Here is a 25,410-nt window from a genome sequence, read left to right as displayed (position 1 = left end):
CCGTCGGCTTCGGCTACATCAAGACCGGCGCCGAGCTGTTCGTCGAGGACGCCCCGCTGGCCGCCATGGTCGACACGTTCGTCGAGAAGCCCGATCTCGAGACCGCCCGCCGCTACTACGCCGACCGCTCGTTCCTCTGGAACGCCGGCATGTTCATCTCGCGCGCGGATGTGCTCCTCGACGAGCTGCACGCGAACGAGCCCGAGCTGCACGCGGGTCTCATGGAGATCGCCGAGGCATGGGACGACCCGGCGCGCAAGGACGAGACCGTGGCCCGCGTGTGGCCGGGCCTGAAGAAGATCGCGATCGACTACGCGGTCGCCGAGCCCGCGGCCGCCAAGCGCCGCCTCGCCGTCGTGCCCGGCCAGTTCGACTGGGACGACGTCGGCGACTTCGCCAGCCTCTCGAACCTCGTCTCGGATGGCGACAGCGCGCGGATGAGCGTGCTCGGCCCGAACGACAAGGTCATCGTCGACGAGTCCACCGGCCTCATCGTCTCGCACTCCAACCGCGTCATCGCGGTGATCGGCGTCGCCGACCTCATCGTCGTCGACACCGACGACGCGCTGCTGGTCACCACGAACGAGCACGCCCAGCGCGTGAAGGGCGTCGTCGGCCGCCTGCACGAGGGCGGCCGCGACAGCGTTCTGTAGAACGACCGCGACAGCGTCCTGCAGAACGGCCGCAGCCCCGCGACCCGCCCTCGGAGGCGAGCGCTGTCGGAGGCCCTCGATAGGCTCGAGACCATGCCTCGAACCCTCCGCGTCGCCGCCGTCAACGTCAACGGGATCCGCGCAGCCGCCCGCAAGGGGATGGCCGGATGGCTGGACACCGCCGATGTGGACATCCTCACGCTGCAGGAGGTGCGCGGCGAGCGGGAGCACCTCGACGCGGCCCTCCCCGGATGGCACATCCTCGAGGACCGCTCCCTGCAGAAGGGGCGCGCGGGCGTCGCGATCGCCAGCCGCCTGGAGCCGACCGCCTCGCGCATCGCGCTCGGCGGCGAGTCGCTCGAGTCGAACGGGCGGTGGCTGGAGGCCGACTTCGAGGTGGAAGGACGCACCCTCACCGCGGTGAGCGCCTACGTCTTCACGGGCGAGGTCGGCACCCCGAAGCAGGAGCAGAAGTGGGCGTTCCTCGAGGCCATGGACGCGCGCCTGCCCGAGCTCGCCGCCGACGGCGCGCTCGCGGTCGTCACCGGCGACCTCAATGTGGGGCACCGCGAGCTCGACATCAAGAACTGGAAGGGCAACCTCAAGAAGGCGGGCTTCCTCCCGCGCGAGCGGGCCTACTTCGACCGATGGCTCGGCGCCGCCGGCGAGAGCGTCGCGTGCGCCGATGGGACCACGGGCACCGGACTCGGCTGGGTCGACGTGGGCCGCCGCTTCCACGGCGATGTGCCCGGCCCCTACACCTGGTGGTCGCAGCGCGGCCAGGCGTTCGACAACGACTCGGGCTGGCGGATCGACTACCAGCTGGCGACCCCCGCCCTCGCGGAGCGGGTCGCCGCCTACCGCGTGGACCGGCAGGCGTCCTACGCGGAGCGCTGGACCGACCACGCTCCGGTCGTCGTCGACTACGCGTTCTGACCCGCGCCATCCGTCTCCCGCGCGTTCACCTGCCGTTCACCCGCGCACCGCAGTCTCTTCACCACGCCCTCTTAGCGTCCTCACGTGCCCCGCGAACCCGGCGGGGCTCCCCTGAACCGAATGAGGATTCACCGTGAAGATCACTCGTCTTTCGAGCCTGGCCGCCGTCAGCGCCATCGCCGCACTCTCGCTCGCCGGCTGCGCCGCGAACGAGGGCGGCTCGGCCGCACCCGCCGGCGACAGCACCGAGGAGAGCACGCTCAGCGGAACGCTCGACGCCACCGGCGCGTCGTCGCAGACCGCCGCGCAGGAGGCCTGGGTCGCCGGCTTCCAGACGGCGAACCCCGACGTGACGGTGAACTACGAGCCGACCGGCTCCGGCACCGGCCGTGAGAACTTCCTCTCCGGAGCGAGCGACTTCATCGGGTCCGACCGGGCGTTCGACGACGAGGAGGTCGCCGCGGGCGGCTTCGGCGCCTGCACCAGCGACGCCATCGTCGAGGTCCCCCTCTACATCTCCCCCGTCGCGGTGGCCTTCAACCTCGAGGGCGTCGACACGCTGAACCTCGACGCCGCCACGATCGCGGGCATCTTCGCCGGCGAGATCACGAACTGGAACGACCCCGCCATCGCGGAGGCGAACCCCGACGCCGAGCTGCCCGACCTGGCGATCTCGCCCGTCCACCGCTCCGACGACTCGGGCACCACCGAGACCTTCGCCACCTACCTCGCCGCCACCGCCTCCGACGTGTGGACGTACGAGGTCTCCGGCGAGTGGCCGATCGACGGCGGCGAGGCGGCGCAGGGCACCTCCGGCGTCGTCCAGGCCATCACCTCCGGCAACGGCGCCATCGGCTACGCCGACGCGTCGCAGATCGGCGACCTCGGTCAGGTCCACGTGGGCGTCGACGGCGAGTACATCGCGTACTCCGCAGAGGCGGCGTCCGCGCTCGTCGAGAACTCGCCCCTCGTCGAGGGCCGCGGCGAGGGCGACCTCGTCTTCGACGTCGACCCCGCCGCGGCGACCGACGGCGCCTACCCGATCGCGCTGGTGAGCTACCTCATCGGGTGCGAGGAGTACGAGGACGCCGCCACCGCCGAGCTCGTCAAGGCGTACTTCGAGTACATGGCGAGCGAGGACGGCCAGAGCGCGGCCGCCGAGAACGCCGGCAGCGCGCCCATCTCCGACGGTCTCCGCGAGCAGGTCCTCGCCGCGGTCGACCGCATCCAGGTCGGCTGACCCGCTTGACGCCGTAGCCGGTGCCCTCGCGCCCTTGTCCGGGAGATCCTCCCCGTCAGGATGGCGCGAGGGCATCGTCGCGGAAGCCGCCGCCCCCACCATCCGCATCCCTTCGCCGACCCGAGGACTGGGACCACATGAGCATCACTGAGAAGACGGCATCGCAGGCGCCGTCCGACGCCCCGGAGCCCGCGGGCCCGGGAGCGCCGATCAAGGCGAAGCAGCGCCTCGGCGACCGCCTCTTCTCCGGCACCGCGCTCGGCGCCGGCACGATCATCCTCGTCGTGCTCGCCGCCGTCGCGGTCTTCCTCGTCATCCAGAGCATCCCTGCGTTCCGGGCGGACACGAGCGACAACCACATCCTCCGCGGAGAGTCGTTCTGGACCTACGTCGGCCCGCTCGTCTTCGGCACGGTGTGGTCGTCGATCATCGCTCTCGTCATCGCCGCCCCGATCGCGATCGGCATCGCGCTGTTCATCTCGCACTACGCCCCGCGACGGCTGGCCGCCACGCTCGGCTACGTCATCGACCTCCTCGCGGCGGTGCCGTCGGTGGTGTTCGGCCTCTGGGGCGGCCTCGTGCTCGCTCCCGTGCTGCAGCCGCTGTTCGTGTGGCTGAACGACAACCTCGGGTGGATCCCGCTCTTCAGCGGCCAGGTCTCGGCGACCGGGCGCACGATCTTCACCGCCTCGCTGGTCCTCGCGGTGATGATCATCCCGATCATGACCGCCATCTGCCGCGAGGTCTTCCTGCAGACCCCCAAGCTGCACGAGGAGGCCGCGCTCGCGCTCGGCGCCACGCGCTGGGAGATGATCCGGATGGCCGTGCTGCCGTTCGCGCGCGGCGGCATGGTGTCGGCGGCGATGCTCGCCCTCGGCCGCGCGCTCGGCGAGACGATGGCCGTGACCATGGTGCTCTCGGTCTCCGGCGCGGTGACCGTCGAGCTCCTCACGTCGACGAACCCGACGCCGATCCCCGCCAACATCGCGCTGGCGTTCCCGGAGGCGCACGACGAGGGCATCAACACCCTCATCGCGACCGGCCTCATCCTCTTCATCGTGACCTTCGCGGTCAATGCGTTCGCGCGCTGGATCGTCGCGCGCCGCGCCGAGTTCTCCGGAGCGAACTGACATGGCCGCCATCGCCGCCTCCGCGCAGAGCATGCGCCTGACGTCCGGCCGCCTGCCGAAGTGGGCGCCCTGGGCGCTCCTGCTGGGCTCCTTCGCCGCCGCCGCCGTGGTCTTCGGCGTCGCCGCCGCCGGAGGCGACCTCGCGGACTTCAACATCGCCGGCACGCTGATCGTCGGGATGATCCTCTACATCGTCCTCATCGCCGTCGTCTCATCGATCGCCGAGAGCAGCCGCAAGGCGATGGACCGCATCATGACCGCGCTCGTCTCGACCGCCTTCGTGATCGCCCTCCTCCCGCTCGTCTCGCTGCTGTGGACGGTCGTCGTCAACGGCATCCAGCGCTTCGACGCGGAGTTCTTCACGTTCTCGATGCGCAACATCGTCGGCGAGGGCGGCGGCATCGTCCACGCCATCTGGGGCACGGTCCTCATCACGCTGCTGGCCGCCCTCATCGCGGTGCCGGTGGGCCTCATGACGTCGATCTACCTCGTCGAGTACGGCCGCGGCCGCGTCGCGCGCGCGATCACCTTCTTCGTCGACGTGATGACGGGCATCCCCTCGATCGTCGCGGGCCTGTTCATCTACTCGGTCTTCGCCCTGTTCGTCCGCCCCGGCATCTCCATGGGCTTCATGGGCGCCCTGGCCCTCGCCGTGCTCATGATCCCCGTGGTCGTCCGCGGCAGCGAGGAGCTGCTGCGGATCGTGCCGAACGAGCTGCGCGAAGCCGCCTACGCGCTCGGCGTGCCGAAGTGGCTGACGATCGTGAAGGTGGTCCTGCCGACCTCGATCGCCGGCATCACGACGACGGTCATGCTCGCCATCGCACGCGTCATCGGCGAGACCGCGCCCCTGCTCCTCACCGCGGGCTACACCCTCAGCCTCAACACCAACCTGTTCGACGGGCAGATGATGACCCTGCCGGTGTTCGCGTACAACCAGTACATGAACCAGGGCACGAACCCCGATGCGGCCGTGGCGCGCGCATGGGCCGCCGCGCTCACCCTCATCGCCATCGTCATGGTGCTCAACCTCGTCGCCCGCCTCATCGCGCGGCTCTTCGCGCCGAAGACCGCCGGCCGCTGAGCACCCCGCAGACTCTCTCCGACCATCCCGAAGGAACCCCCGTGTCCAAGAGCATCGAAGTCAACGACCTCAACGTCTACTACGGCGACTTCCTCGCCGTCGAGGGCGTGTCCATCGACATCCAGCCCCGCACCGTCACCGCCTTCATCGGCCCGTCGGGCTGCGGCAAGTCCACGTTCCTGCGCACCCTGAACCGCATGCACGAGGTCATCCCGGGCGCCTCCGTGAAGGGCCAGGTGCTCGTCGACGGGCAGGACCTCTACGGCCCCGGCGTCGACCCGGTGCTCGTGCGCCGCCAGGTCGGCATGGTGTTCCAGCGGCCGAACCCGTTCCCCACGATGTCCATCCGCGAGAACGTGCTGGCGGGCGTGAAGCTCAACAACAAGCGCATCTCGAAGGGCGACGCCGACGCGCTCGTCGAGAAGTCGCTGACCGGCGCCAATCTCTGGAACGAGGTGAAGGACCGGCTCGACAAGCCCGGCTCCGGGCTCTCCGGCGGGCAGCAGCAGCGCCTCTGCATCGCGCGCGCGATCGCGGTGTCGCCCGACATCATCCTCATGGACGAGCCCTGCTCCGCCCTCGACCCGATCTCCACCTTCGCGATCGAGGAGCTCATCAGCGAGCTGAAGAACGACTACACCGTCGTCATCGTCACGCACAACATGCAGCAGGCATCGCGCGTGAGCGACAAGACGGCCTTCTTCAACATCGCCGGCACCGGCAAGCCCGGCAAGCTCATCGAGTACGACGACACCACGCGGATCTTCACGACGCCCTCCGTGCAGGCCACCGAGGACTACGTCTCCGGCCGCTTCGGCTGAACCGCGGATGGCCGGGGCCGGCTCCGCGAGGACGCCCCGGCCATCCGGTCCTTCCGTTCCGGATCCGCCACGCCGGCCCTCGGCCGGATCGCGTTTGTTAGACTGGACAAGCCGGGCCGCAGTAACCCCGGGCTCCAAATTCTGCCGCTGCGAGCGGCCTTTCGCCGAGAGGCGTTTTCTGCGGCTCGGCCTTTTTCATGTCCGCGCTCGGATGCGACATCGCGTCGTACGAGCGCCCCGCCTCACTCGAGCGCGTCGCGCCGCCAGAGGCGAGCGGCCGCCGTCAGATCGGCCGCGAACGCCGACAGGCGCAGCGCCCGCGTCGTCAGCGTCGACGACCGGTGCGGCTCGGTCGCCTCGTAGTCGTCGGCCAGGTGCGTGGCGCCCGATGCGACGACACGGCAGAACGACGCCGTGCGGTCGAGCGCGACGGCGTAGTCGCCCGTGAACGCGCCGTGCAGGATGGTGTCGATGAGGACCATGAGCTCCTGCGGGCCCGCGGGAGTCGGGGCGCCGGCGACGACGACGTCCGCGGAGGGCAGCTCGATTCGGCCCCGCTCGTAGAGGAGCGACGAGGTCTCGGGGTCGTCGTGGATCGACAGCTGCACGAGGTAGAGACGCCACAGCGACCCGGGCAGCGAGCGCGCCGGCGACTGCGACCACAGCTCGGCGATGTCGTCGATGCCGTGGCGGGCGGTGAAGGAGATGAGCCGCTGCACGACGTCGGCGTCGGCCTCGTCGCGCACGCGCGACAGGAGCGCGACCGCGGTGGCGTGCGCGGCGCGCGAGATCTCGGCCGGGTCGCTGCCCGCGAACAGCCGGTCGAACATCTCCGAGGGCCGGCGCACCGGCTTGCTGAACTCCGCACTCATCCGGAACAGGCTACGCCGCACCGGTCCCGTCGTCTCCGGGGCCGTGCACACCCTCGGCCGATAGGATGGCGGGGCGGATCGGATGCGTCAGCGCGGCTCGGAGTAGCGCTCGGCGATGGCGTCGAGGAACGCGCCGCCCAGCCGCTCCACGTCGTCGAACGTGAGAGTCAGATGCTGTCCGACCGGGTTCGCCAGCACGGAGCGCGCCCGGTCGTACATGATCGGCGGCTGCTCGCGGAGGACGCCGTCGGCGAGGATCGCCTCGACCACGAGCACGAGCTCCGTGAGCGGGTTGGTGTCCTCCCCCGCGACGCTGCGCACCCGATGGATGAACCAGCGGTCGAGCGCCAGCAGGATCCCCTCGGACGCCCTCCGCTCCCCGATCGTGTGCACGTCGCGGGCCGCGCGCAGCGTCTCCTCGAACCACTCCCGCGCGCGGGCCTGCTCCTCGTCGCTGAAGGTGCGTCTGCCCAGCATGCGCCGAAGCTACCACCCCGGCCGCGTAAAGTGGTCGTGGGCCTATAGCTCAGTCGGTAGAGCAGCGGACTTTTAATCCGTAGGTCGAGGGTTCGAGCCCCTCTGGGCCCACCCCGCACGACAGGAGCCTCTGCCGGACGCCGTCCGGCAGAGGCTCCTGTCGTCCCTCAGTCCGCGGGGTTCTGCGCCCAGAGGTCGGGGCCGAACACCTCGTAGTGGATGCTCTCGGCCGGGATGCCCTTCCGCAGCAGCGTGCGACGCATCGCCTGCATGAACGGCAGCGGTCCGCACATGAAGACCTGGCTCTCCTCGGGCACCTCGATGTCGGACAGGTCCATGAAGCCGCTGCGGGCGGGGTGGAGCGTCGGAGCGGCCTCCGCACCCTCCTCGTACCAGTTCTGCGCCCGGGCGTCGCTCATCGCGAGCACCTGACGGCGCAGGCCCTCGTACAGCGCGTGCGTGCCGTGCGACCTGTCCGCGTGGAAGAGCCGCACCGTGCGGTCCGGCTGGCGACGCGAGAGGTCCTCGAGGATGGCCGCGATGGGCGTGATGCCGATGCCCGCCGAGACGAGCACGAGCGGAGCGTCGGACTCGTCGAGCACAACGTCGCCCGCTGGCTGCGACACATCCAGCACGGTGCCGGGGTGCGCGTTCTCATGCAGCCACGTCGACACCTGGCCGTCGGGCAGCCCGTCGAGGCCGCGCACGCGCTTGATCGTCACGCGCAGCGAGTCGCCGCGGGGGCCGGAGGAGATCGTGTACTGCCGCGGCTGACGCGTGCCATCCGGCAGGTCGACGGCGATCGCGACGTACTGACCCGTGTGGTGCGAGGGCACGATGCCCTCGACGGGCGCGAGGAGGAGCGAGACGACCTCCTCCGACTCGTCGAACCGCTCGACGACCCGGTACTTCCGCCACGGCTCGTCGGGGTTCGTGCCACCCAGCGCGTACAGGCGGGCCTCCTCGGCGATCAGCGTCGTGGCGAAGAGCCAGTACACCTCGTCCCAGGCGGCCGCGACGTCGGGCGTGATCGCGTCGCCGAGCACCGTCTTCACCGCTCCCAGCAGGTAGCGGCCCACGACGAGGTAGTCCGCGGCGCGGATGCCCAGGGACACGTGCTTGTGCGCGATCCGCTGCATCACGGGAGTGAAGTCCGGGGCGTCGGGGTCGATGAGCTGCACGGCGAACGCGACGACCGACGCGGCGAGCGCCTTCGGCTGCTCCCCGATCGCCTGGTTCGCGCGGTTGAAGACGTTCAGCAACTCGGGGTGGTCGGCGAACATCGTCGGGTAGAAGACGCGGGTGATCTCCTCGGCGTGCTCGGCGACGACGCCGGCGGTGGCGGCGACGACGGCCTTCGACTCTGCGGACAGCTCCATGATGATCCCCTTCGCGGCTCGGAAGTCCTTCGCGACGATCATGCCGCGCGCGTGCCGCGCGCCGCGGGCGGGATGGCCGTGTTTATTCCGCGGAGGACGCCGCGTCCGGATCGCCGCCGGTCTCGCGCGACCTGCCGGAGATGCTGAGCGCGATCATGCAGCTGTGGGGCGTGACGAACGGGTCGACGCGCCGCAATCGCACGGGCCCCGGCACCTGCGTCAGCACGTCCTGGACGAGCCGGGCGTGGACCGAGCACACGAGCGACTGGTTCTCGGCGACCGCGGCGTGGTAGGCGCACGGCACGAGGCCCACCGTGAGCGACGGCTCATCGATGCGCGGCTGGAGGCCGGCATCCTCCAGGTGCTCGTACAGCGCGTCCAGCTGGTGCACTGCGTCCTCGCCGAGGTCCTCGGTGACGTCGAGCTCCGGCTGGAGACGACGGAGCAGATTTCCGCGCTCGCGCGCCTGCTCGAGACGCTCCTCGACGGCCGGGCTCGCGTCGGCCTCCCGGACGGGGTGGAAGACCACCGGCGGGCGGCCCCTTCCGCCGGTGCGGACGGTGCGGGCGACGACGAGCCCCTCGTCCTCGAGGACGCGCAGATGGTCGCGCACGGTGTTGACGTGGAGGCCGGTGTCCTCGGCGAGCTCCTGCACCAGTCGTCCCGGCTGCCGCTGCACGGCGCGCAGGAGGCGCAGTCGGCTCATCTGCGTGAGACCGCGGTACTCGTGCGCACGCCGGACCATGACGCGGATTCTATCGGCGGCGCCCGCGCGCGTCATCGGCCTCGCGGAGAGGGGGCGGCGGCGGCAGGCGCTAGGGTCGCAGCAGGTCGTCGAGAGGAGCGCCGTGACCGCCGATCGCCTCTTCACCAAGCCGCGGCGCGCCGGCGACGATCCCCGGGGCGAGGCCGCGGGGCTGCGGTGGCTGGCGGCGGCCGACGGCGGCGCGCGCATCGCACACGTCGTGGACGTCGACGACGACCGGCTCGTGCTGGAATCGATCGACGAGGTCGCGCCGTCGGCCGCGGCGGCGCGCGCTTTCGGCGCGGCCCTCGCCCGCACGCATGCCGCCGGTGCCGACTGGTGGGGCTGTCCGCCCGACGGATGGCCAGGGTCGCTCACCATGGGACGCTCGCGGACGCCACTCGTCCTCGACCGCAGCGCCGCTCCCTCGACGTGGGGGGCGTTCTACGCCGAGCATCGCGTCGAGGTGTTCGCCCGCCGGCTGCGCGCGGACGGTGTCATCGACGCCGACGACGCGCGCGTCTTCGACCGGCTCTGCGAGCGCCTGCGAGACGGCGCCCTCGACCATCCGCAGCCGGCCCTCGTCTCGGCAGCCGGCCATCCGGTCGCACGGGTGCACGGCGACATGTGGGCGGGCAACGTGCTGTACGACGCGGGCCCGACCGGAGCCGCCCTCATCGACCCGCTCGCGCACGGCGGTCATGCCGAGACCGACCTCGCGACGCTCGCGGTGTTCGGGTTCCCGCACCTGGCGGAGGTCTGCGCCGGCTACGACGAGGCGTCTCCCCTCGCCTCCGGATGGCGCGAGCGCGTGGAGCTGCATCAGCTGGGGATCGTCATCATGCATGCTCACCTCTTCCGCGGCGGCTACACGCGCTCGGCGCTGCGGCTCGCCGGAAGGTACCTCTGACGCCGGAGCGGCAGCGGCGCCAGCGAGGACCGATCTCCTCTACCCTGGCGGCATGGCCGAGAAGCTCGACGTGCGTCGGGAGTTCGACGGGTACCGCGCTCGGCAGGGCATCTTCCGCACCGTGACAGTCCCCGAGATGGCGTACCTCGCCGTCGACGGCAGGGGCGATCCGAACACGTCGCCGGCGTTCACGGCGGCAGTCGAGACGCTGTACCCCGTCGCGTACGCGCTCAAGTTCGCCCTGCGCGACGAGACCGGCCTCGACATCGTCGTGCCGCCGCTCGAGGGGCTCTGGCACGCCGAGGATCCCGCGGTCTTCACCACGGCGCGGGACAAGGCGGCGTGGGAGTGGACGCTGCTCATCCACACGCCGTACCCCGTGGACGCGGATGCCGTCGAGCGCGCGATCGCGCGGGCCGCGGCGAAGCGCCCGCCCCGGATCGATGCCCTGCGGTGGATCTCGCTGGCGGAGGGCCGCTGCGTGCAGACGCTGCACGTGGGGTCGTTCGACGACGAGGGGCCGGTCCTCGAGCGGATGCACCGCGAGGCGATCCGCGAGCAGGGGCTGCGCATGACCGGGGTGCATCACGAGATCTACCTCAGCGACTTCCGCCGCGTCCCCGCGGAGCGCCGGCGGACCATCCTGCGTCAGCCGGTGACCGGATGACTCAGACGACCTCCGCGCCCGCGCGGACGAGTTCGGCGAGGGAGTCCTCGGACGGCTCGGGGGCGACCCCCGCGACCAGGTCGGAGAGCACGCGCACGTGCTGCCCGTACCGGAGCGCATCGAGGGCGGTGGCGCGCACGCAGTGATCGGTCGCGATCCCGACGATGTCGACCGACTCGATCCCGTGGTCGGCGAGCAGGTCCATGACGGTGCCGCCGCCATCCGTCGTGCCCTCGAACATGGAGTACGCCGCTCGCCCCTGCCCCTTCTTCACGTGGTGCGTGATCGCCGCGGTGTCGAGCCCGGGATCGTACTCGGCCCCCGTGGTATCGGCCACGCAGTGCACAGGCCAGGTGTCGACGAAGTCCGGGACACCGCGGGCGAAGTGGCCGCCGTTGTCGCCGGTGGCGTCGTGCCAGTCCCTCGAGGCGATGATCGCGGTGTAGTCCGCCGCATGCGCGGCGAGGTGACGGGTGATGCCCTCGGCCACCGCGTGACCGCCGGACACTCCGAGGGCACCGCCCTCGGTGAAGTCGTTCTGCACGTCGACGATGAGAAGCGCTCGGGTCATGCCCCGAGCGTAGACGCCCGAGGCGTCAGGCCTCCAGATGTCCCGCGAACGGCCGGAGGGCGTCGCGGAGCGCGGCCAGCTGCGCGACGTCCAGCCCCACGCGCGCCATGATCTGCTCGGGCACGGCCAGCGCCCGCTCTCGCAGTGCGGCCCCGTCCTCGGTCAGGCCGATCTCCAGGCGCCGCTCATCGCGGGCGCTGCGCTCACGACGCACCAGACCCTGTCGCTCCAGGCGCTTCACGAGCGGCGACGCCGTGGCCGGCTCGAGCGCGAGGGCGGTGGCGATCTCGCCGAGCGTGCGCGGCGACTCCTCCCACAGCGCCAGCATGACGAGGTACTGCGGATGAGTGAGTCCGAGCGGCTCCAGCACGGGGCGGTAGATCGACACGACGTTGCGGGCGGCGGTCACGATCGCGAAGCAGAGCTGGTTGTCCAGCTTCAGCAGGGCGTCGGGATCGGTCACCCGTCCATCCTACCGCCGGGATTGTTAGTACACTAATGATCATGGGACGAGCAGCCGACCGGAAGCCCCTGCGCACGCGCATCCGCGAAGCGGGCGGCTTCTACCAGTGGTTCAACACCACCCTCATCGGCCTCGCCGGCCCCGCCCAGGTGGGCGAGGGGCGCGGCACGCCCTGCCACCGCTGCGGCGCCTTCAAGGCCGAGCACCGCCTGGTCGAGGGCGAGCTGCACTGTCCCACCCCCTGAGCGCCGTCAGCCGAGGGCGACCAGCACGAGCTGCGTGACGCTCGACACGATGCCGAGGGCGGCGAACGCGACCGCCCCCCAGCCCAGCAGACGCGGCAGCGGTGAGTGCCGATGCAGGCGCACGGAGCCAGGCCGCCGCGGGTTGGTGAAGACGTCGACCTCGTCGGCATCGCCCGCCGCCCGTCGGACCTCGGGCGTGAGCGGCGCATGACCCACCTCGTGCCCCGCCGAGAACCAGCGGATGGCCGGAGGCTCAGCATCCGAGAGCACGAACGCGCGCACGGGCACCCAGGTGCCGTCGGCCAGCCGGGCGACGATCGCCGCGAGACCGAGCAGAATGGTCGCGCCCAGGCCGATCCACGAGAAGATCTCGGTGATCGCGCCGATCACGTGGCTGGCGTCCATGGGGCTCTCGTTCCTCGGGCGTCCCGTGTCCGCGGATGCCGCGTCTTCCCGGGGATCCCAGCCTACGCGACGGGCGCTCGACGCCCGGGCGCAGGCGGACGAGGGGACGCCCACCGCCACCGCCGTGGCCGGCGCCTCCCCTCTGGGCACTACAGCTAGACGGCGAAGCCCGCGTCGAGCTCCGAGTAGGGCTCGAACGGCTTGGTGAGATCGCCGTCGTCCCGCGGTTCGTCCGGCACCTCCTCCACCTCGAAGGTGAGCGGGACCCCGGGTGAGACAAGGATGGCCAGCTCGCGGTTGCCGTAGAGCGTGACGGTGATGACCTCCCCGCCCTTGTGAAGGGCCTCGACCGCGGCGGCCTGGATGGTCTCGATGTCCTGCCCCTGTGCGAGGGGATGGGACGTGTCATTGACGGTGAGCGTGATGCGCTGCATGGGTTCCTCCGGATCCCAGATAAACAGCGCGCAGTTCTCGGGGAAACCCCTTGCCATCTGAGCGGACCTGAGCCATGGCGCGAGGGAGGAGGGGCCGGCGGACACACGAAAGGCCCGGTCGGATGTGCATCTGACCGGGCCTTCTTCGGAGCCACCTGTCGGAATCGAACCGACGACCTATTCATTACGAGTGAATCGCTCTGCCGACTGAGCTAAGGTGGCGATTTCGCACCGCGCGAGCGGCACGAGAACCAAGCATACCGGTTCGGAGGGCGCGTCGCGAACCGGCGCGGCCATCCGGGCGTTTCGCCGCCGACCGCGTGCTGCTCAGGAGCAGACGAGGCCGTCCTGCGGCACCGTGCCTGCCACGAGGAAGCTCTCGACCGCCTCGTTCACGCAGTCGCTGGAGCCGTTGTAGGCGGTGTGCCCCTCTCCCTCGTGGGTGAGCAGGACTCCCGATTCGAGCTGGCCGGCGAGCGCCTCGGCCCACGCGTAGGGGGTCGCAGGGTCTCCGGTGGTGCCGATGACGAGGATGGGCGCAGCACCCGGAGCCGCGATCTCTTCTCGCGTGCCGGTCGGCGGATACGGCCAGTGCTCGCACACCGAGGCGCCGGACCAGTAGGGGGCGATGGTGGGCGCCTCCTCAGCGATGCGGCGCTCGGTCTCCTCGACCGCCTCCTCGGGATCCTCGGGATAGTCCATGCAGTTGTAGGCGTTGAACGCCTCGGTGGAGTTGTCGGAGTACTCCCCGCCCTCCCGCCCGTTGTAGAAGTCGGCGAGGAAGAACGCGGCGGTGGGGTCTCCCTCGAGCGCTCCCGTGAGCGCCTCGGTGAGGTAGGGCCAGTTCCCCTGGTTGTAGAGGGCCGCGATGATGGCGGTCATCAGGCTGTCGGCGCCGAGCTCGCGGCCGTCCTGCGCGGGAAGCGGAGCGGCGTCGACCGCGGAGAGCAGCGCCCCGAGGTCCTGCATCGCGTCGTCCGCGGTTCCCGCGAACGGGCACGCCGCTCCGGTGTCGCCCGCGACGCAAGCGCCCATGTACGTCTTCAGCGCCGCCTCGAAGCCGATCGCCTGGGCCACACCCACCTCCTCGCCGGACGCGGCGGGGTCGATCGCGCCATCCAGCACGAGGCGGCCGACTCGATCGGGGAAGTCCTTCGCGTAGGTCGCGCCGAGGAACGTGCCATAGGAGAAGCCCAGGTAGTCCAGCTCGCTCTCGCCGAGGACGGCGCGGAGGAGGTCGAGGTCGTGCGCGGACTGCTCGGTGGTGATGAAGGGCAGGATGCCGCCGCTGTTCTCCTCGCACGCGTCGGCGAATGCCTCCGCGCGCTTCTCGAGGTCGGCATCCCACTCGGCGGAGTCGCGCCCGCCCGCCGGGATGTCGTAGAGGTAGGCGTCCATCTCGGGAGCGTCGAAGCAGCGGACCGCCGTCGACTCCCCCACGCCGCGCGGGTCCCAGCCCACGACGTCGTAGCTCTCCTGCAGCGCGTCGCCGATGGAGAAGTCGATGCTGTCGCGGACGAACGACACCCCGCTGGCGCCCGGCCCGCCGGGGTTGGTCAGCAGCGACCCCTCGGCCTCGCCCGAGAGCGCGCGCTGGCGGATGACGGCGAGGTCGATCTCGCCTGCGTCCGGGTCGTCCCAGTCGAGCGGCGCGGTGACGGTCGTGCACTGGAAGCCCTCGGCGCAGGCCGCCCACTCGAGGCGCTGGTCGTAGAACGGCAGCAGCTCGTCGGGCACCCCCTCGACGACGGGTTCCGCGCCGGCGGTGGGCGCGGCCTGCGTGGTCGTGTCGGGATCCGCGAACAGGCAGCCCGACAGCGCGAGCGCGGCGGTGACGAGCCCGGCGACGGCGACCGGAAGCCGTGTCAACCGCGTGCTCCGGGGGTGGCGAGCGGTCATGGCTTCCTTCCGCTGACGATCGTGACGAGGAGGCTCTCGAGCGCGAGCGTGGGCTGCACGTTCTGCTCGAGCGCGTCGCGCGTCTCGGCGATGTGGTCGAGCACGACGAGCGTGCGCTGCGGCTTCCAGGCGCTCGCGAGCGCGCGCAGGTCGTCGACGAGCTCGAGGTTGATGAGCCCCTCCTCGCGGCCGAGCTGCAGGAGCACGATGTCGCGATACAGCGACTGCAGGTCGGTGAGCACGCGGTCGATGCCGTCGCGGAGGCTGCGCGTGGCGCGCTTGCGCTGCTCGTCCTCCAGGGCGGTGATCTGCGAGCGCACCGCCGGCGGGATGCGCGCTCCTTCGACCACGCCGACGGTCCGCAGGAGGGAGGCGCGCTCGGCCTCGTCGCGCTCGGCCGTCAGCGCCTTCGCGTCGTCGCCCGCTGCCTGCACGATCTCCCCGGCCACCTCGACGACGTCGCCGATGCCGCGCACGCGCAGGACCGCGCGCAGCGTCTCGTCGCGCCGACGACGCGACGCGGGATCCGTCGCGAGCCGCTGCGCCATGCCGATGTGGCGCTGGGCATGACGCGCCGCCTGCTCGGCGGTCGCGGCATCCACGCCCGTGCGCGCCTGAATGAGGGCGGCGACGTCGGCCACCTCGGGCTCGCGCAGCCGCAGCAGCCGCACGCGCGAGCGGATGGTCGGGAGCAGGTCGGCGTCGCTGGGCGCGCAGAGCACCCAGATCGTCTCCGGCGGCGGCTCCTCGAGCGCCTTGAGGAGCACGTTCGACGTGCGCTCGCTCATCCGATCCGCGTCCTCGACGACGATGACGCGGTACCGGCCGGTGGACGGCGAGAAGTACGACCGCTCGACGAGCGAGCGCGCCTGCGCGATCGTGATGATGACGCCCTCGGTGCGCAGCGCCGTGAGATCGGGATGCGTGCCGGCGAGCACCTGCCGCATCGTCGCGGTGTCGTCAGGCCCCGACGCGATGAGCGCCGCGGCGAAGGCGCGGGCGAGGGTCGAGCGCCCGGAGCCGGGAGGACCCGTGATGAGCCAGGCGTGCGAGAGCGCGGCCGTGCCGGACGCGGCCGTCTGCAGGATCTCGACCGCCTGGTCCTGCCCCCACACGTCGCTCCAGGGCGGGGCGGGTGCGGCGAGCGAGGTCATACCGCCAGCCTAACGAGGGCCTCCGACAGCACGTCGCGTCTCAGAGCCGCTCGGCCACGCGCGAGCGGATGGCCTGGGCGAGGTCCTCGGCAGACCGGCTCGCGTCGACGACGAAGAAGCGCGCCGGCTCCGCCGCCGCCAGGGCCAGGAAGGCCTCCCGCACCCGTCGGTGGAAGTCCTCCTTCTCGGCCTCGAGGCGGTCGAACGGCTTGTCCGCGGCGTCCAGTCGCGCGCGCGCGGCCCGGGGTTCGAGGTCGAGCAGCACCGTTACGTCGGGCAGCGCGCCCTCCGCGGCCCAGAGCGACAGCCCTCGGACCTCCGCCGCGTCGAGCACGCGGCCGGCGCCCTGGTAGGCGACCGAGGAGTCCAGATAGCGGTCCTGGATGACGACGTCGCCGCGTGCGAGCGCCGGCCGGACGACCGTCTGCACGTGGTGGGCGCGATCGGCGGCGTACAGGAGCGCCTCCGCCCGCGGGGCGATGTCGCCGCGGTGATGCAGGACGATGTCGCGGATGAGCTGTCCCACCTCGCTCCCGCCCGGCTCCCGGGTGCGGACGACCGCGCGGCCGCTCTGCTCCAGCCACTGCTGGAGCAGAGCCGCCTGCGTCGTCTTGCCGACGCCGTCGCCGCCCTCGAAGGTGACCCAGAGGCCCGGCGCCACCGTCACTTCTTCTTCGCGGCCGGCTTGCGCGCGGTCGTGGTCTTCCGCGTGGTCGTCCGCTTCTTGACAGGGCCCTTCGCGCGCTTGTCGGCCAGCAGCTGCTTGGCGCGCTCGAAGTCCACCTCGTCGACCGTCTCGCCTCGCGGGATCGTCGCGTTCGTCTCGCCGTCGGTGACATACGGACCGAAGCGACCGTCCTTCACGCGGATCGGCTTGCCGCTGACGGGGTCGTTGTCGAACTCCTTGAGGGCGCTCGAGGCGCGCTTCGCGCCGTACTTCGGCTGCTTGTACAGCTCCAGCGCCTGCTCGAGCGTGATGTCGAAGATCTGGCTCTCGCTCTCGAGCGAGCGCGAGTCGGCGCCCTTCTTGAGGTACGGCCCGAACCGGCCGTTCTGCGCGGTGATCTCGTCGCCGGTCTCCGGGTCGGCGCCGACCACGCGCGGCAGCGACAGCAGGCGCAGCGCGGTGTCGAGGTCCACCGACTCCGGCGTCATGCTCTTGAACAGCGACGCCGTGCGGGGCTTGGGAGCCGCGGCCTTCTTCGCGCCGCGCTTCTTCGGCGCCTCCTCGACGACCTCGCCGGTGGCGGGATCGGCGTCCTCGGCAGAGGGCGGGTCCTGCTCCTGCACGTAGGGGCCGTACCGGCCGTCCTTCACGACGACGATCTTGCCGTTCTCGGGGTTCTCGCCGAGCACGCGGTCGCTGACGACCGGGGCGTCGATGAGCTCCTGCGCCTTCGCGGGCGTGAGCTCGTCGGGGGCGAGGTCCTCGGGGACGTTGACGATCCGCGGCTTCTCGTCGGGGTGCGCCGGGTCGACGACCTCGAGGTACGGGCCGTACTTGCCCACGCGCAGCGTGGCGGTCTCCGTGATCGGCATCGAGTTGATGGCCCGCGCGTCGATCTCGCCGAGGTTGTCGACGATGTTGCGCAGGCCCGGATGCCCCTCGCCGCCGAAGTAGAAGGACTTCAGCCAGTCCACACGACGCTGCTCGCCGCGGGCGATCGCATCGAGGTCGTCCTCGAGCTCCGCGGTGAAGTCATAGTCCACGAGCTCGGCGAAGTGGTCCTCGAGCAGCCGGATCACGCTGAACGCGATCCACGTGGGGACGAGCGCCTGGCCGCGCTTGACGACGTAGCCGCGGTCGAGGATGACGCCGATGATGCTCGCGAACGTGGAGGGGCGGCCGATGCCGCGCTCCTCCAGCGCCTTCACGAGGCTGGCCTCGGTGTACCGGGGCTTCGGAGTGGTCTCGTGGCCCTTCGCATTCGCCTCGCGCAGCGCGAGCACGTCGCCCTCGGCGACCTTGGGGAGCGATTGCTCCTTGGCCTCGTCGGCGTCGCCGCGCTTCTCGTCGCGGCCCTCCTCGTAGGCCTCGAGGAAGCCCTTGAAGGTGTACACCGTGCCCGAGGCCGTGAACTCGACCTTGGCGCCGTCGGCGTCCGCCTCGAGCGTGACCGTCGTCGTCTCGAACTTCGCGTCGGACATCTGGCTCGCGATGGTGCGCTTCCAGATGAGGTCGTACATGCGCTGCTCATCGCGCCCCAGCTGGCCGGAGACCTCGCCGGGGGTGCGGAAGCGGTCGCCCGAGGGGCGGATGGCCTCGTGCGCCTCCTGCGCGTTCTTGCTCTTCGAGGCGTAGGAGCGGGGCTTCAGCGGCACGGCCTGCTCGCCGTAGAGGCCGACGGCCTGCTCGCGCGCGGCGCTGATCGCCTGCGCGCTGAGGTTCGTCGAGTCGGTGCGCATGTAGGTGATGTAGCCGCGCTCGTAGAGGCTCTGCGCGACCGACATGGTGATCTTCGCCGACATGCCGAGCTTGCGCCCCGCCTCCTGCTGGAGGGTCGACGTCGTGAACGGCGCGGACGGGCGGCGCGTGCCCGGCTTCGCCTCCACCTTCGTCACGCGCCCGGAGCCGGCGGCGTCGATGGCGGCCGACAGCTTCCGGGCGGCGTCCTCGTCGAGCACGACGACGGCGCGCTTGAGCTCGCCCTTGTCGTCGAAGTCGCGGCCGGTCGCCAACGGCGAGCCGTCCATCCGCACGAGGCGCACGGCGAAGGCCTCGGCGTCGCGGGCGGCGGTCGCCTCGATGCCCCAGTAGGAGGCCGAGACGAAAGCCATGCGCTCGCGCTCGCGGTCGACGACCATGCGCGTGGCGGCGGACTGCACGCGGCCGGCGCTCAACGCGCTGCCGGAGCTGCCCGAGCCGATCTTGCGCCACAGCACGGGCGAGACGTCCCACCCATACAGGCGGTCGAGGATGCGGCGGGTCTCCTGGGCGTCGACGAGCGCGAGGTCGAGCTCGCGCGTCTTGTCGACCGCCGCGCGGATGGCGTCGGGCGTGATCTCGTGGAAGACCATGCGCTTCACCGGGATCTTGGGCTTCAGCGTCTCCAGGAGGTGCCAGGCGATGGCCTCGCCCTCACGGTCCTCATCGGTGGCGAGCAGGAGCTCGGAGGCCTCCTTCACCGCGCGCTTGAGCTCGGAGACGGTCTTCGTCTTGCGGTCGCTCACCACGTAGTACGGCTCAAAGCCGTGCTCGATGTCGATCGAGTACTTGCCGTACGCCTCGCGATCCTTCTCGGGGATGTCGCGCTTGTCGGCGAGGTCGCGGATATGCCCCACCGAGCTCAGCACCTCGTATCCGTCGCCGAGATAGCCCTGAATAGAGCGCATCTTCGTCGGAGACTCGACGATGACGAGAGTCTTGCCGGCCGGGGCCTTGCCCGCTGCCGTCTTGCCTGATGCCAAGGGGCGTCCTTTCCTCGAAGCACACCATACACAGCGCGCACCGACGCGGCTCTCAGAGGAGAGGGTCGCTGCTCACGACGGCGGCGGCCCGGCTCGGGCGGCGGCCACCACGGTGAATCCGCCGAATCCGGAGCGGACGGAGACCGTTGCGATGAGACCGTCCACGCTACAGGACGCCACCTCCGCCCTCGCGGACGCGGCGACCGCGGCGGCGAGCCCGCAGGCGTCTCCGGGCACGGCACCGCTCAGGCCGTCGGCCGCGGTGAGCGCGGCGGCGTCGGCCGTGCCCGCGAGGCGCTGGCTCTCGGCCGCGGCGCCGCCCGCGGCCGAGAGCCCCAGCACGAGCAGTCCGGCGACGGCGATGACGCCCGCTCCGATCGCGGACCCGGCCATCACACCCCTCCCGCGAGCGCGCAGCTGGACGCCGAGAGCGGGAGTGCGGCACCGCCCAGCCGCACCGTCGCGGCGACGGTGGCGCAGACGAGGTCGCCCTCGTGCGCCACGGACAGCGCGCCGTCCACGGCGGCGGCGACTCCGGCCGCCCTGCCGTGACCCTCCCCTCGGGCGAGGAGGCGCGCCGCGTCGGCGGCCGCATCCTGCAGCTGCACCTGCCGCGCGCTCGCGCCGAGACCGGCGATTCCGAGCGCGACGACGAGGAGGACGGCAGGCAGTGCGACGGCGAGCTCCGCTGCGACCGCGCCGCGGTCGTCGAGCAGGGGAAGCCGCCGTCGCACCGCCCTCGGCATCAGGGCACCGTGAGGGCGCGGCGCACGAGATCGGTGAGGATCTGCTGCACCTCCCCCGACCGCATGATCATCACCAGCATGCCGGCGAATGCGACGGCGGCCATCGTGACGATCGCGTACTCCGCGGTCGACGCTCCGGTGTCGTCGTCGAGCAGCGCGACGAGCCGCGACGGAGTTCCAGTTCTCTCGGTCATATGCTCCTTCTCTCTGTGGGGTTCTCCGGGTGGAGGGGGTTTCAGCCGCCGAGGACGGGTAGCGGCGTCGAGCGGAGGACGCTGAGCATCATGGGCGCGACGCCCAGGCACAGGAACGCGGGGAGCGTGCAGACGCCGAGGGGCAGCAGCAGCCGCGACCCGAGCCGCGCGGCGCGCATCCGCCCGCGCACTCGCGCGTCATGTCGATCGTGCGCGGCCGACGCGCGCAGCAGCTCGACGGCGGGCACGCCCGCCGAGCGGGACAGCGCCAGCACCGGGGCGGTCCCGTCATCTCCGCGCGGGCCGCCCGGCGCCTCATCGACGAGACGCCGGGCGCGCTCCACGGAGACGCCGCCGGCGAGGCCGATGGCGACGAGCTCGGCTGTCATGCCCGGCGTGCCGGGCGGCGGCTGGGCCGCTCGCACCAGCCGCGCCGTCCAGACGCGGGCGAGGATGAGAAGCGAAGCTCCCGCGCCCAGGCAGACGAGCCCGATCGGGTCGCCGAAGAGCACGCCGAGCGTGTCGAAGCCGAGCGCACCCCCGATGAGCAGGCCGAAGAGCGGCAGCCATCCCATGAGGCGCGCCGTGCCGGCGGGCTCGGCGAGGGCGACCCGCACGTCGTCTCCGCTCTCCTGCGCGTCGCGCAGCGCGCCCGCCATGGCGCGCAGACTTTCGGCCAGCGGCGCACCGACCGCGATCGACACCTCCCAGGCCGCCGCCACGTCGCGCCACGCGGTCGCCAGTCGCGTCTGCGCAGGGCTCCTCCCCTCGGTCGCCTGGGCCTCGATCGCCTCGACGAGGGGCACGCCGCTCGCCGCCCGCGCGACGATCGCCTCCGCGTCTCGATCTCCGGCCTCCCCGAGGTGTCGCCAGGCCGAGGCCGGCGCCGCCCCGGCCTGCAGCAGCACGGCCAGCCGCAGCACGGTCTCCGCCACCGCGGCCGTGCGATCCTCACCGCGCTTCAGCGCCACGGCTCCACCTCCTCGATGCCGAGGCGCTGGCCCGACTCGCGGAAGCGCCCGACCCTGGCGAGGCGGCGCTGCCCCGCGCGATCGCGCTTGAGGTGCAGGACGAACGCGATCGCGCTCTCCACCTGCCGCGCGACCGCGTGGTCGTCCATGCCGGCGAGCGCGCCGAGCGCCTCCAGCCGGGCGGGCACGTCGTCGAGACCGGAGGCGTGCAGCGTTCCCGCGCCGCCGTCGTGTCCGGTGTTGAGCGCGGTGAGGAGCTCGCGCACCTCCTCCCCTCGGCACTCGCCCACGACGATGCGGTCGGGTCGCATCCGCAGGGATTCGCGGACGAGCCGCGCGAGGCCGATCTCCCCGACGCCCTCGAGATTCGGCTGCCGGACCTCGAGGGCGATGTGATGGGGATGCGCGATGCGGAGCTCGGCGACATCCTCGATCGTGACGATGCGCTCGTTGGCCGGTGCGTGCGAGAGCATGGCGGCGAGCAGCGTGGTCTTCCCCGTGCCCGCGGCCCCGGTCACCAGCACGTTCCGCCGCGCGCGGACGACCTCGATCAGCCAGTCCCGCACCTCCGCGGCGAAGGTGCCGCCGCGGCAGAGGCCGGCGAGGTCGGCGTGGGCGAGCCGAGGGATGCGGATGGACAGCGCCGTGCCGCCGGAGCTCACCGGCGGCAGCACCGCGTGGACGCGCAGACCGCCGGTGAGGCGCACGTCCACGCACGGAGTCGCCTCGTCGATGTGCCGCCCGCCTCGGGCGATGAGCGCGGTCGCGAGATCGCGCACCTCGCGCTCGGAGGCACGCCAGCTCGCCTCCCGCTCCGGACCGGACCCCCGGTCGACGAACAGTCCCGCCGTGCCGTTGACGAAGAGATCGGTGACCCCGCCGTCGGCGAGGTACGGCGCGAGCGGACCGAGGTCCGCTCGCGCCGCCTGGTCGTCCCGGTGCGGGCTCTCCGCACGCCCGTCCGCGGCGCGGCGGGGGCGTCCGCGCGGCTGGACGATGAAGGGGACGGCCATGCTCCGACGCTACGGAGACCGGCGTCTCGAGAACGGCCGCTGCGGCCATCCGTGGAGAACCGCGCGGGGACACGCCGCCTGGGCACACGACGAGCCCCCGACTTTCGGCGGTACCGACCACCTGCCGCCCGACGTACATTCGGGGGAACGGCGTGATCGCCGTCGCCGCGTCGTCGCGGCCCGAGAGACTGTCCGCGAAGGAGCGATCGAATGTCCAGCCAGATCGACCACCTGTTCACCGAGAGCCGGCGCTTCGCGCCATCCCCCGAGTTCGCCGCGCAGGCGGTGGCCGGCGCCGACCTGTACGAGCGCGCGAAGGCAGACCGGGAGGGGTTCTGGGGCGAGCAGGCGCAAGAGCTGCTGCACTGGGAGAAGCCGTTCACGCAGGTGCTCGACTGGTCGACGCCGCCGTTCGCCAAGTGGTTCGCAGACGGCGAGCTCAACGTCGCCTACAACTGCCTCGATCGGCACGTGGAGGCCGGGAACGGCGACCGGGTGGCGCTGCTGTGGGAGGGCGAGCCGGGCGACAGCCGCCGCGTCACCTACGCGGAGCTCACCGACGAGGTCAAGCGCCTCGCGAACGTGCTCACCGACCTCGGCATCGAGGCCGGCGACCGGGTGGCGATCTACCTGCCGATGATCCCCGAGGCGATCGCCTCGATGCTCGCCGTCGCCCGCGTCGGCGCCATCCACTCCGTCGTCTTCGGCGGCTTCAGCGCCGACAGCCTGCGCTCGCGCATCGACGACGCCGGCGCGAAGCTCGTCATCACCGCCGACGGCGGCTACCGCAAGGGCAAGGTCTCGGCGCTCAAGCCGGCCGTCGACCAGGCGCTCGCCGACCGCGGCGACGGCGCGCAGCTCACCGTCGAGCACGTGCTCGTCGTGCGCCGCGGCGAGAACGACGTGGAGTGGACCGAGGGCCGGGACCTCTGGTGGCACGAGGCCGTCTCCGCCGCCCCCGCCGACCACGTCGCGCAGGCGTTCCCCGCGGAGAACCCGCTCTACATCCTCTACACGTCCGGCACCACCGGGAAGCCGAAGGGCATCCTCCACACCTCGGGCGGCTACCTCACGCAGGCCGCCTACACCCACCGGAACGTGTTCGACCTCCACCCCGAGACCGACGTCTACTGGTGCACCGCTGACATCGGGTGGGTGACCGGGCACACGTACGTGACGTACGGCCCGCTCGCCAACGGCGCCACCCAGGTGCTCTACGAGGGGACGCCCGAGTTCCCGAAGCCCGGCCGCTGGTGGGACATCGTCGAGAAGTACGGCGTGACCATCCTCTACACCGCGCCCACCGCCATCCGCGGATTCATGAAGCAGGGCCGCGTCATCCCGCAGCAGCGCGATCTGTCGAGCCTGCGCGTGCTGGGGTCGGTCGGCGAGCCCATCAACCCCGAGGCCTGGGTCTGGTACCGCGATGTCATCGGGGGCGGGAAGACCCCCATCGTCGACACGTGGTGGCAGACGGAAACCGGCGCGATCATGGTGTCGGCGCTGCCGGGCGTCACCGAGACGAAGCCCGGCAGCGCGCAGGTGCCGCTTCCCGGCATCTCCATCGACGTCGTCGACGAGAAGGCCGAGCACGTCGGCAACGGCAACGGCGGCCTGCTCGTCGTCACGGAGCCCTGGCCGAGCATGCTGCGCGGCATCTGGGGCGACCCCGAGCGCTACCGCGAGACGTACTGGGAGAAGTTCGAGAGCCACGGCTACTACTTCGCCGGGGATGGCGCGCGCCTGGACGAGGACGGCGACGTCTGGCTGCTGGGCCGCGTCGACGACGTCATGAACGTCTCCGGGCACCGTCTCTCGACGGCGGAGATCGAATCGTCGCTCGTCGCGCACGAGGCGACGGCGGAGGCGGCCGTCGTCGGGGCCTCGGATGAGACGACGGGCCAGGCGGTGGTCGCCTTCGTCATCCTCAAGGAGAGCTACCTCACGCAGCACGGCCCGGATGGCCTCGCCAACCAGCTGCGCGCATGGGTCGGCGAGCAGATCGGTCCGATCGCGCGCCCGCGCGACGTCTACATCGTGGGCGAGCTCCCGAAGACCCGCTCCGGCAAGATCATGCGGCGCCTGCTGCGCGACGTCGCCGAGGGCCGCGAGGTCGGCGACACGCAGACCCTCGCCGACACCGCCGTGATGAGCGTCATCTCCGCGCAGGTGCGCTGACGTCTTCGGACGTCGAGCGGGCGACGTGAGACGAAACGGGCCGGGCATTCTGCGGAATGCCCGGCCCGTTCACGTCATGGCTCACTCGAAGAGGAAGGCCACCTCGACCTCGACGGGCGAGTCGAGCGGCAGCACGGGCACGCCGACCGCCGAGCGGGAGTGGCGCCCGGCCTCGCCGAAGATCTCGCCGAGCACCTCGCTCGTGCCGTTGATGACACCGGGCTGCCCGGTGAACGCCGGGTCGGAGGCGACGAAGCCGGTGACCTTCAGCACACCCGTGAGCCGGTCGACGCCGCCCACGGCGTCGGCGGCGGCGGCGAGCGCGTTCAGCGCGCAGGTGCGGGCGAGGCCCTTCGCGTCCTCCGCGGAGACGCCCGCGCCGACCTTTCCGGTCTGCGGCAGGGCGCCGGCCACCATCGGGAGCTGACCCGAGGTCTGCACGACGTCGCCGTGCACCTTGGCCGGAATGTAGGCCGCGACCGGCGCGACGACGGCCGGCAGCTCGATGCCGAGCTCGGCCAGGCGCGCGGAGACCGTCACTGCGCGCCGCCCTCGAACTGGCGGGCGGCATCGGCGGCGGCGCCGAGGCCGGTGTTCGACGGCCCCGCCTCGGTGAGCGGGCGCTTGAGGTAGGCGACCAGACCGCCCTCGGGGCCCTGGACGACCTGCACGAGCTCCCAGCCCTGCTTGCCCCAGTTGTTGAGGATGGCCGCGGTGTTGTGGATGAGAAGCGGCGTGGTGAGGTACTCCCACGTGGTCATGGAACTCCTGTCGTCGAGGCCGAGACGGCACTGGGAATGCGGCGCGAGAGCGCC

At 71.7% G+C, this 25,410-nt stretch carries 29 protein-coding genes and 2 tRNA genes; 11 read left to right on the top strand and 20 right to left on the bottom strand.

What is annotated here, in order from left to right; translation table 11 throughout:
- From D7D94_RS14220 to pstB, 6 genes are all read left to right on the top strand, one after another.
- On the top strand, positions 1-653 hold a 653-nt coding region (locus D7D94_RS14220), incomplete at its 5' end, for a sugar phosphate nucleotidyltransferase (RefSeq protein ID WP_246171816.1).
- 93 nt (positions 654-746) lie between these two features.
- Positions 747-1,589 carry an exodeoxyribonuclease III gene (locus D7D94_RS14215; protein WP_156240652.1) on the top strand — a complete coding sequence of 281 codons (843 nt, stop codon included), beginning with the start codon at positions 747-749 and terminating at the stop codon, positions 1,587-1,589.
- Positions 1,590-1,722: 133 nt separating this feature from the next.
- The gene (locus D7D94_RS14210; protein WP_156240651.1) at positions 1,723-2,829 is read left to right on the top strand and encodes a phosphate ABC transporter substrate-binding protein PstS; all 1,107 of its coding nucleotides are present in this window, start codon (positions 1,723-1,725) and stop codon (positions 2,827-2,829) included.
- A gap of 137 nt (positions 2,830-2,966) precedes the next feature.
- Positions 2,967-3,959, top strand: a complete 993-nt coding sequence (pstC, locus tag D7D94_RS14205) for a phosphate ABC transporter permease subunit PstC (protein ID WP_156240650.1) — start codon at positions 2,967-2,969, stop codon at positions 3,957-3,959.
- A 1-nt stretch (position 3,960) separates the two neighbouring features.
- The gene (gene pstA, locus D7D94_RS14200; RefSeq protein WP_156240649.1) at positions 3,961-5,043 is read left to right on the top strand and encodes a phosphate ABC transporter permease PstA; all 1,083 of its coding nucleotides are present in this window, start codon (positions 3,961-3,963) and stop codon (positions 5,041-5,043) included.
- A 41-nt stretch (positions 5,044-5,084) separates the two neighbouring features.
- Positions 5,085-5,864, top strand: a complete 780-nt coding sequence (gene pstB, locus D7D94_RS14195) for a phosphate ABC transporter ATP-binding protein PstB (RefSeq protein WP_156240648.1) — start codon at positions 5,085-5,087, stop codon at positions 5,862-5,864.
- 242 nt (positions 5,865-6,106) lie between these two features.
- On the opposite strand, the gene D7D94_RS14190 is transcribed toward pstB, so the two are convergent.
- Positions 6,107-6,736 carry a DNA-directed RNA polymerase subunit beta gene (locus D7D94_RS14190; RefSeq protein ID WP_156240647.1) on the bottom strand — a complete coding sequence of 210 codons (630 nt, stop codon included), beginning with the start codon at positions 6,734-6,736 and terminating at the stop codon, positions 6,107-6,109.
- A gap of 87 nt (positions 6,737-6,823) precedes the next feature.
- The gene (locus D7D94_RS14185; RefSeq protein ID WP_156240646.1) at positions 6,824-7,213 is read right to left on the bottom strand and encodes a hypothetical protein; all 390 of its coding nucleotides are present in this window, start codon (positions 7,211-7,213) and stop codon (positions 6,824-6,826) included.
- A 38-nt stretch (positions 7,214-7,251) separates the two neighbouring features.
- On the opposite strand from D7D94_RS14185, the gene D7D94_RS14180 reads away from it, so the two are divergent.
- Positions 7,252-7,324: transfer RNA gene (locus D7D94_RS14180), tRNA-Lys, on the top strand.
- 56 nt (positions 7,325-7,380) lie between these two features.
- Here the strand turns inward: D7D94_RS14180 and D7D94_RS14175 are convergent.
- Complete coding sequence (locus D7D94_RS14175) at positions 7,381-8,634, bottom strand: globin domain-containing protein (RefSeq protein ID WP_343032137.1); 1,254 nt, start codon at positions 8,632-8,634, stop codon at positions 7,381-7,383.
- 40 nt (positions 8,635-8,674) lie between these two features.
- Positions 8,675-9,337, bottom strand: coding sequence for a helix-turn-helix transcriptional regulator (locus D7D94_RS14170; RefSeq protein WP_173024207.1), 663 nt, complete (start codon positions 9,335-9,337; stop codon positions 8,675-8,677).
- 103 nt (positions 9,338-9,440) lie between these two features.
- Here D7D94_RS14170 and D7D94_RS14165 point away from each other — a divergent pair, with 103 nt between their 5' ends.
- Together D7D94_RS14165 and D7D94_RS14160 are read left to right on the top strand one after the other, a co-directional pair.
- Positions 9,441-10,247: a fructosamine kinase family protein gene (locus D7D94_RS14165; RefSeq protein WP_246171815.1), complete on the top strand. Its 807-nt coding sequence runs from the start codon at positions 9,441-9,443 to the stop codon at positions 10,245-10,247.
- Between the two features lie 52 nt (positions 10,248-10,299).
- The gene (locus D7D94_RS14160) at positions 10,300-10,914 is read left to right on the top strand and encodes a GyrI-like domain-containing protein (protein ID WP_156240643.1); all 615 of its coding nucleotides are present in this window, start codon (positions 10,300-10,302) and stop codon (positions 10,912-10,914) included.
- 1 nt (position 10,915) lies between these two features.
- Here D7D94_RS14160 and D7D94_RS14155 read toward each other — a convergent pair whose 3' ends face one another.
- Both D7D94_RS14155 and D7D94_RS14150 read right to left on the bottom strand, forming a co-directional pair.
- Positions 10,916-11,485: an isochorismatase family protein gene (locus D7D94_RS14155; RefSeq protein WP_156243222.1), complete on the bottom strand. Its 570-nt coding sequence runs from the start codon at positions 11,483-11,485 to the stop codon at positions 10,916-10,918.
- A gap of 25 nt (positions 11,486-11,510) precedes the next feature.
- Entirely contained in the window at positions 11,511-11,948 is a 438-nt protein-coding gene (locus D7D94_RS14150; RefSeq protein ID WP_246171814.1) for a MarR family winged helix-turn-helix transcriptional regulator, read from the bottom strand.
- A 41-nt stretch (positions 11,949-11,989) separates the two neighbouring features.
- Between D7D94_RS14150 and D7D94_RS14145 the strand changes: the two genes are divergently transcribed.
- Complete coding sequence (locus tag D7D94_RS14145) at positions 11,990-12,193, top strand: hypothetical protein (protein WP_173024206.1); 204 nt, start codon at positions 11,990-11,992, stop codon at positions 12,191-12,193.
- Positions 12,194-12,199: 6 nt separating this feature from the next.
- Here D7D94_RS14145 and D7D94_RS14140 read toward each other — a convergent pair whose 3' ends face one another.
- From D7D94_RS14140 to D7D94_RS14085, 12 genes are all read right to left on the bottom strand, one after another.
- Positions 12,200-12,598 carry a hypothetical protein gene (locus D7D94_RS14140; protein ID WP_156243220.1) on the bottom strand — a complete coding sequence of 133 codons (399 nt, stop codon included), beginning with the start codon at positions 12,596-12,598 and terminating at the stop codon, positions 12,200-12,202.
- Between the two features lie 155 nt (positions 12,599-12,753).
- On the bottom strand, positions 12,754-13,032 hold the full coding sequence (locus tag D7D94_RS14135; protein WP_156243219.1) for a hypothetical protein: 279 nt from the start codon (positions 13,030-13,032) through the stop codon (positions 12,754-12,756).
- A 149-nt stretch (positions 13,033-13,181) separates the two neighbouring features.
- A tRNA-Thr gene (locus tag D7D94_RS14130) sits at positions 13,182-13,254 on the bottom strand.
- 105 nt (positions 13,255-13,359) lie between these two features.
- On the bottom strand, positions 13,360-14,931 hold the full coding sequence (locus tag D7D94_RS14125) for an alpha/beta hydrolase (RefSeq protein ID WP_156243218.1): 1,572 nt from the start codon (positions 14,929-14,931) through the stop codon (positions 13,360-13,362).
- Positions 14,928-16,085: a DNA polymerase III subunit delta' gene (locus D7D94_RS14120; RefSeq protein WP_156243217.1), complete on the bottom strand. Its 1,158-nt coding sequence runs from the start codon at positions 16,083-16,085 to the stop codon at positions 14,928-14,930. Before D7D94_RS14120 ends, D7D94_RS14125 begins: the two co-directional genes overlap by 4 nt.
- Positions 16,086-16,125: 40 nt before the next feature.
- Entirely contained in the window at positions 16,126-16,746 is a 621-nt protein-coding gene (tmk, locus tag D7D94_RS14115; protein ID WP_156243216.1) for a dTMP kinase, read from the bottom strand.
- 2 nt (positions 16,747-16,748) lie between these two features.
- On the bottom strand, positions 16,749-19,418 hold the full coding sequence (topA, locus tag D7D94_RS14110) for a type I DNA topoisomerase (RefSeq protein ID WP_156243472.1): 2,670 nt from the start codon (positions 19,416-19,418) through the stop codon (positions 16,749-16,751).
- 147 nt (positions 19,419-19,565) lie between these two features.
- Positions 19,566-19,886: a helicase gene (locus D7D94_RS14105; protein ID WP_156243215.1), complete on the bottom strand. Its 321-nt coding sequence runs from the start codon at positions 19,884-19,886 to the stop codon at positions 19,566-19,568.
- A complete protein-coding gene (locus tag D7D94_RS14100) occupies positions 19,886-20,239 on the bottom strand; it encodes a TadE family type IV pilus minor pilin (RefSeq protein ID WP_156243214.1) in 354 nt (117 codons plus the stop codon). The genes D7D94_RS14105 and D7D94_RS14100 overlap by 1 nt, the downstream gene beginning before the upstream one ends.
- Positions 20,239-20,433 carry a DUF4244 domain-containing protein gene (locus tag D7D94_RS14095; protein ID WP_156243213.1) on the bottom strand — a complete coding sequence of 65 codons (195 nt, stop codon included), beginning with the start codon at positions 20,431-20,433 and terminating at the stop codon, positions 20,239-20,241. The genes D7D94_RS14100 and D7D94_RS14095 overlap by 1 nt, the downstream gene beginning before the upstream one ends.
- Before the next feature lie 41 nt (positions 20,434-20,474).
- Positions 20,475-21,404 (bottom strand): type II secretion system F family protein, encoded by a 930-nt coding sequence (locus D7D94_RS14090; protein ID WP_246171813.1) that lies wholly within the window; start codon positions 21,402-21,404, stop codon positions 20,475-20,477.
- Positions 21,395-22,417 carry a TadA family conjugal transfer-associated ATPase gene (locus tag D7D94_RS14085; protein ID WP_156243212.1) on the bottom strand — a complete coding sequence of 341 codons (1,023 nt, stop codon included), beginning with the start codon at positions 22,415-22,417 and terminating at the stop codon, positions 21,395-21,397. Before D7D94_RS14085 ends, D7D94_RS14090 begins: the two co-directional genes overlap by 10 nt.
- A gap of 210 nt (positions 22,418-22,627) precedes the next feature.
- Here D7D94_RS14085 and acs point away from each other — a divergent pair, with 210 nt between their 5' ends.
- The gene (gene acs, locus D7D94_RS14080; protein WP_156243211.1) at positions 22,628-24,595 is read left to right on the top strand and encodes an acetate--CoA ligase; all 1,968 of its coding nucleotides are present in this window, start codon (positions 22,628-22,630) and stop codon (positions 24,593-24,595) included.
- Between the two features lie 81 nt (positions 24,596-24,676).
- Here the strand turns inward: acs and D7D94_RS14075 are convergent, their stop codons facing one another.
- Both D7D94_RS14075 and sp36 read right to left on the bottom strand, forming a co-directional pair.
- The gene (locus tag D7D94_RS14075) at positions 24,677-25,135 is read right to left on the bottom strand and encodes a RidA family protein (protein ID WP_156243210.1); all 459 of its coding nucleotides are present in this window, start codon (positions 25,133-25,135) and stop codon (positions 24,677-24,679) included.
- Entirely contained in the window at positions 25,132-25,356 is a 225-nt protein-coding gene (sp36, locus tag D7D94_RS14070) for a Sp36 family protein (protein ID WP_156243209.1), read from the bottom strand. Before sp36 ends, D7D94_RS14075 begins: the two co-directional genes overlap by 4 nt.
- Positions 25,357-25,410: the final 54 nt, after the last annotated feature.

The organism is Microbacterium oryzae (genome assembly GCF_009735645.1).
Taxonomy (GTDB): Bacteria; Actinomycetota; Actinomycetes; order Actinomycetales; family Microbacteriaceae; genus Microbacterium; species Microbacterium oryzae.
Note: the sequence above shows the minus strand (reverse complement) of the source record. Positions and strands in the feature narration are given on the sequence as shown.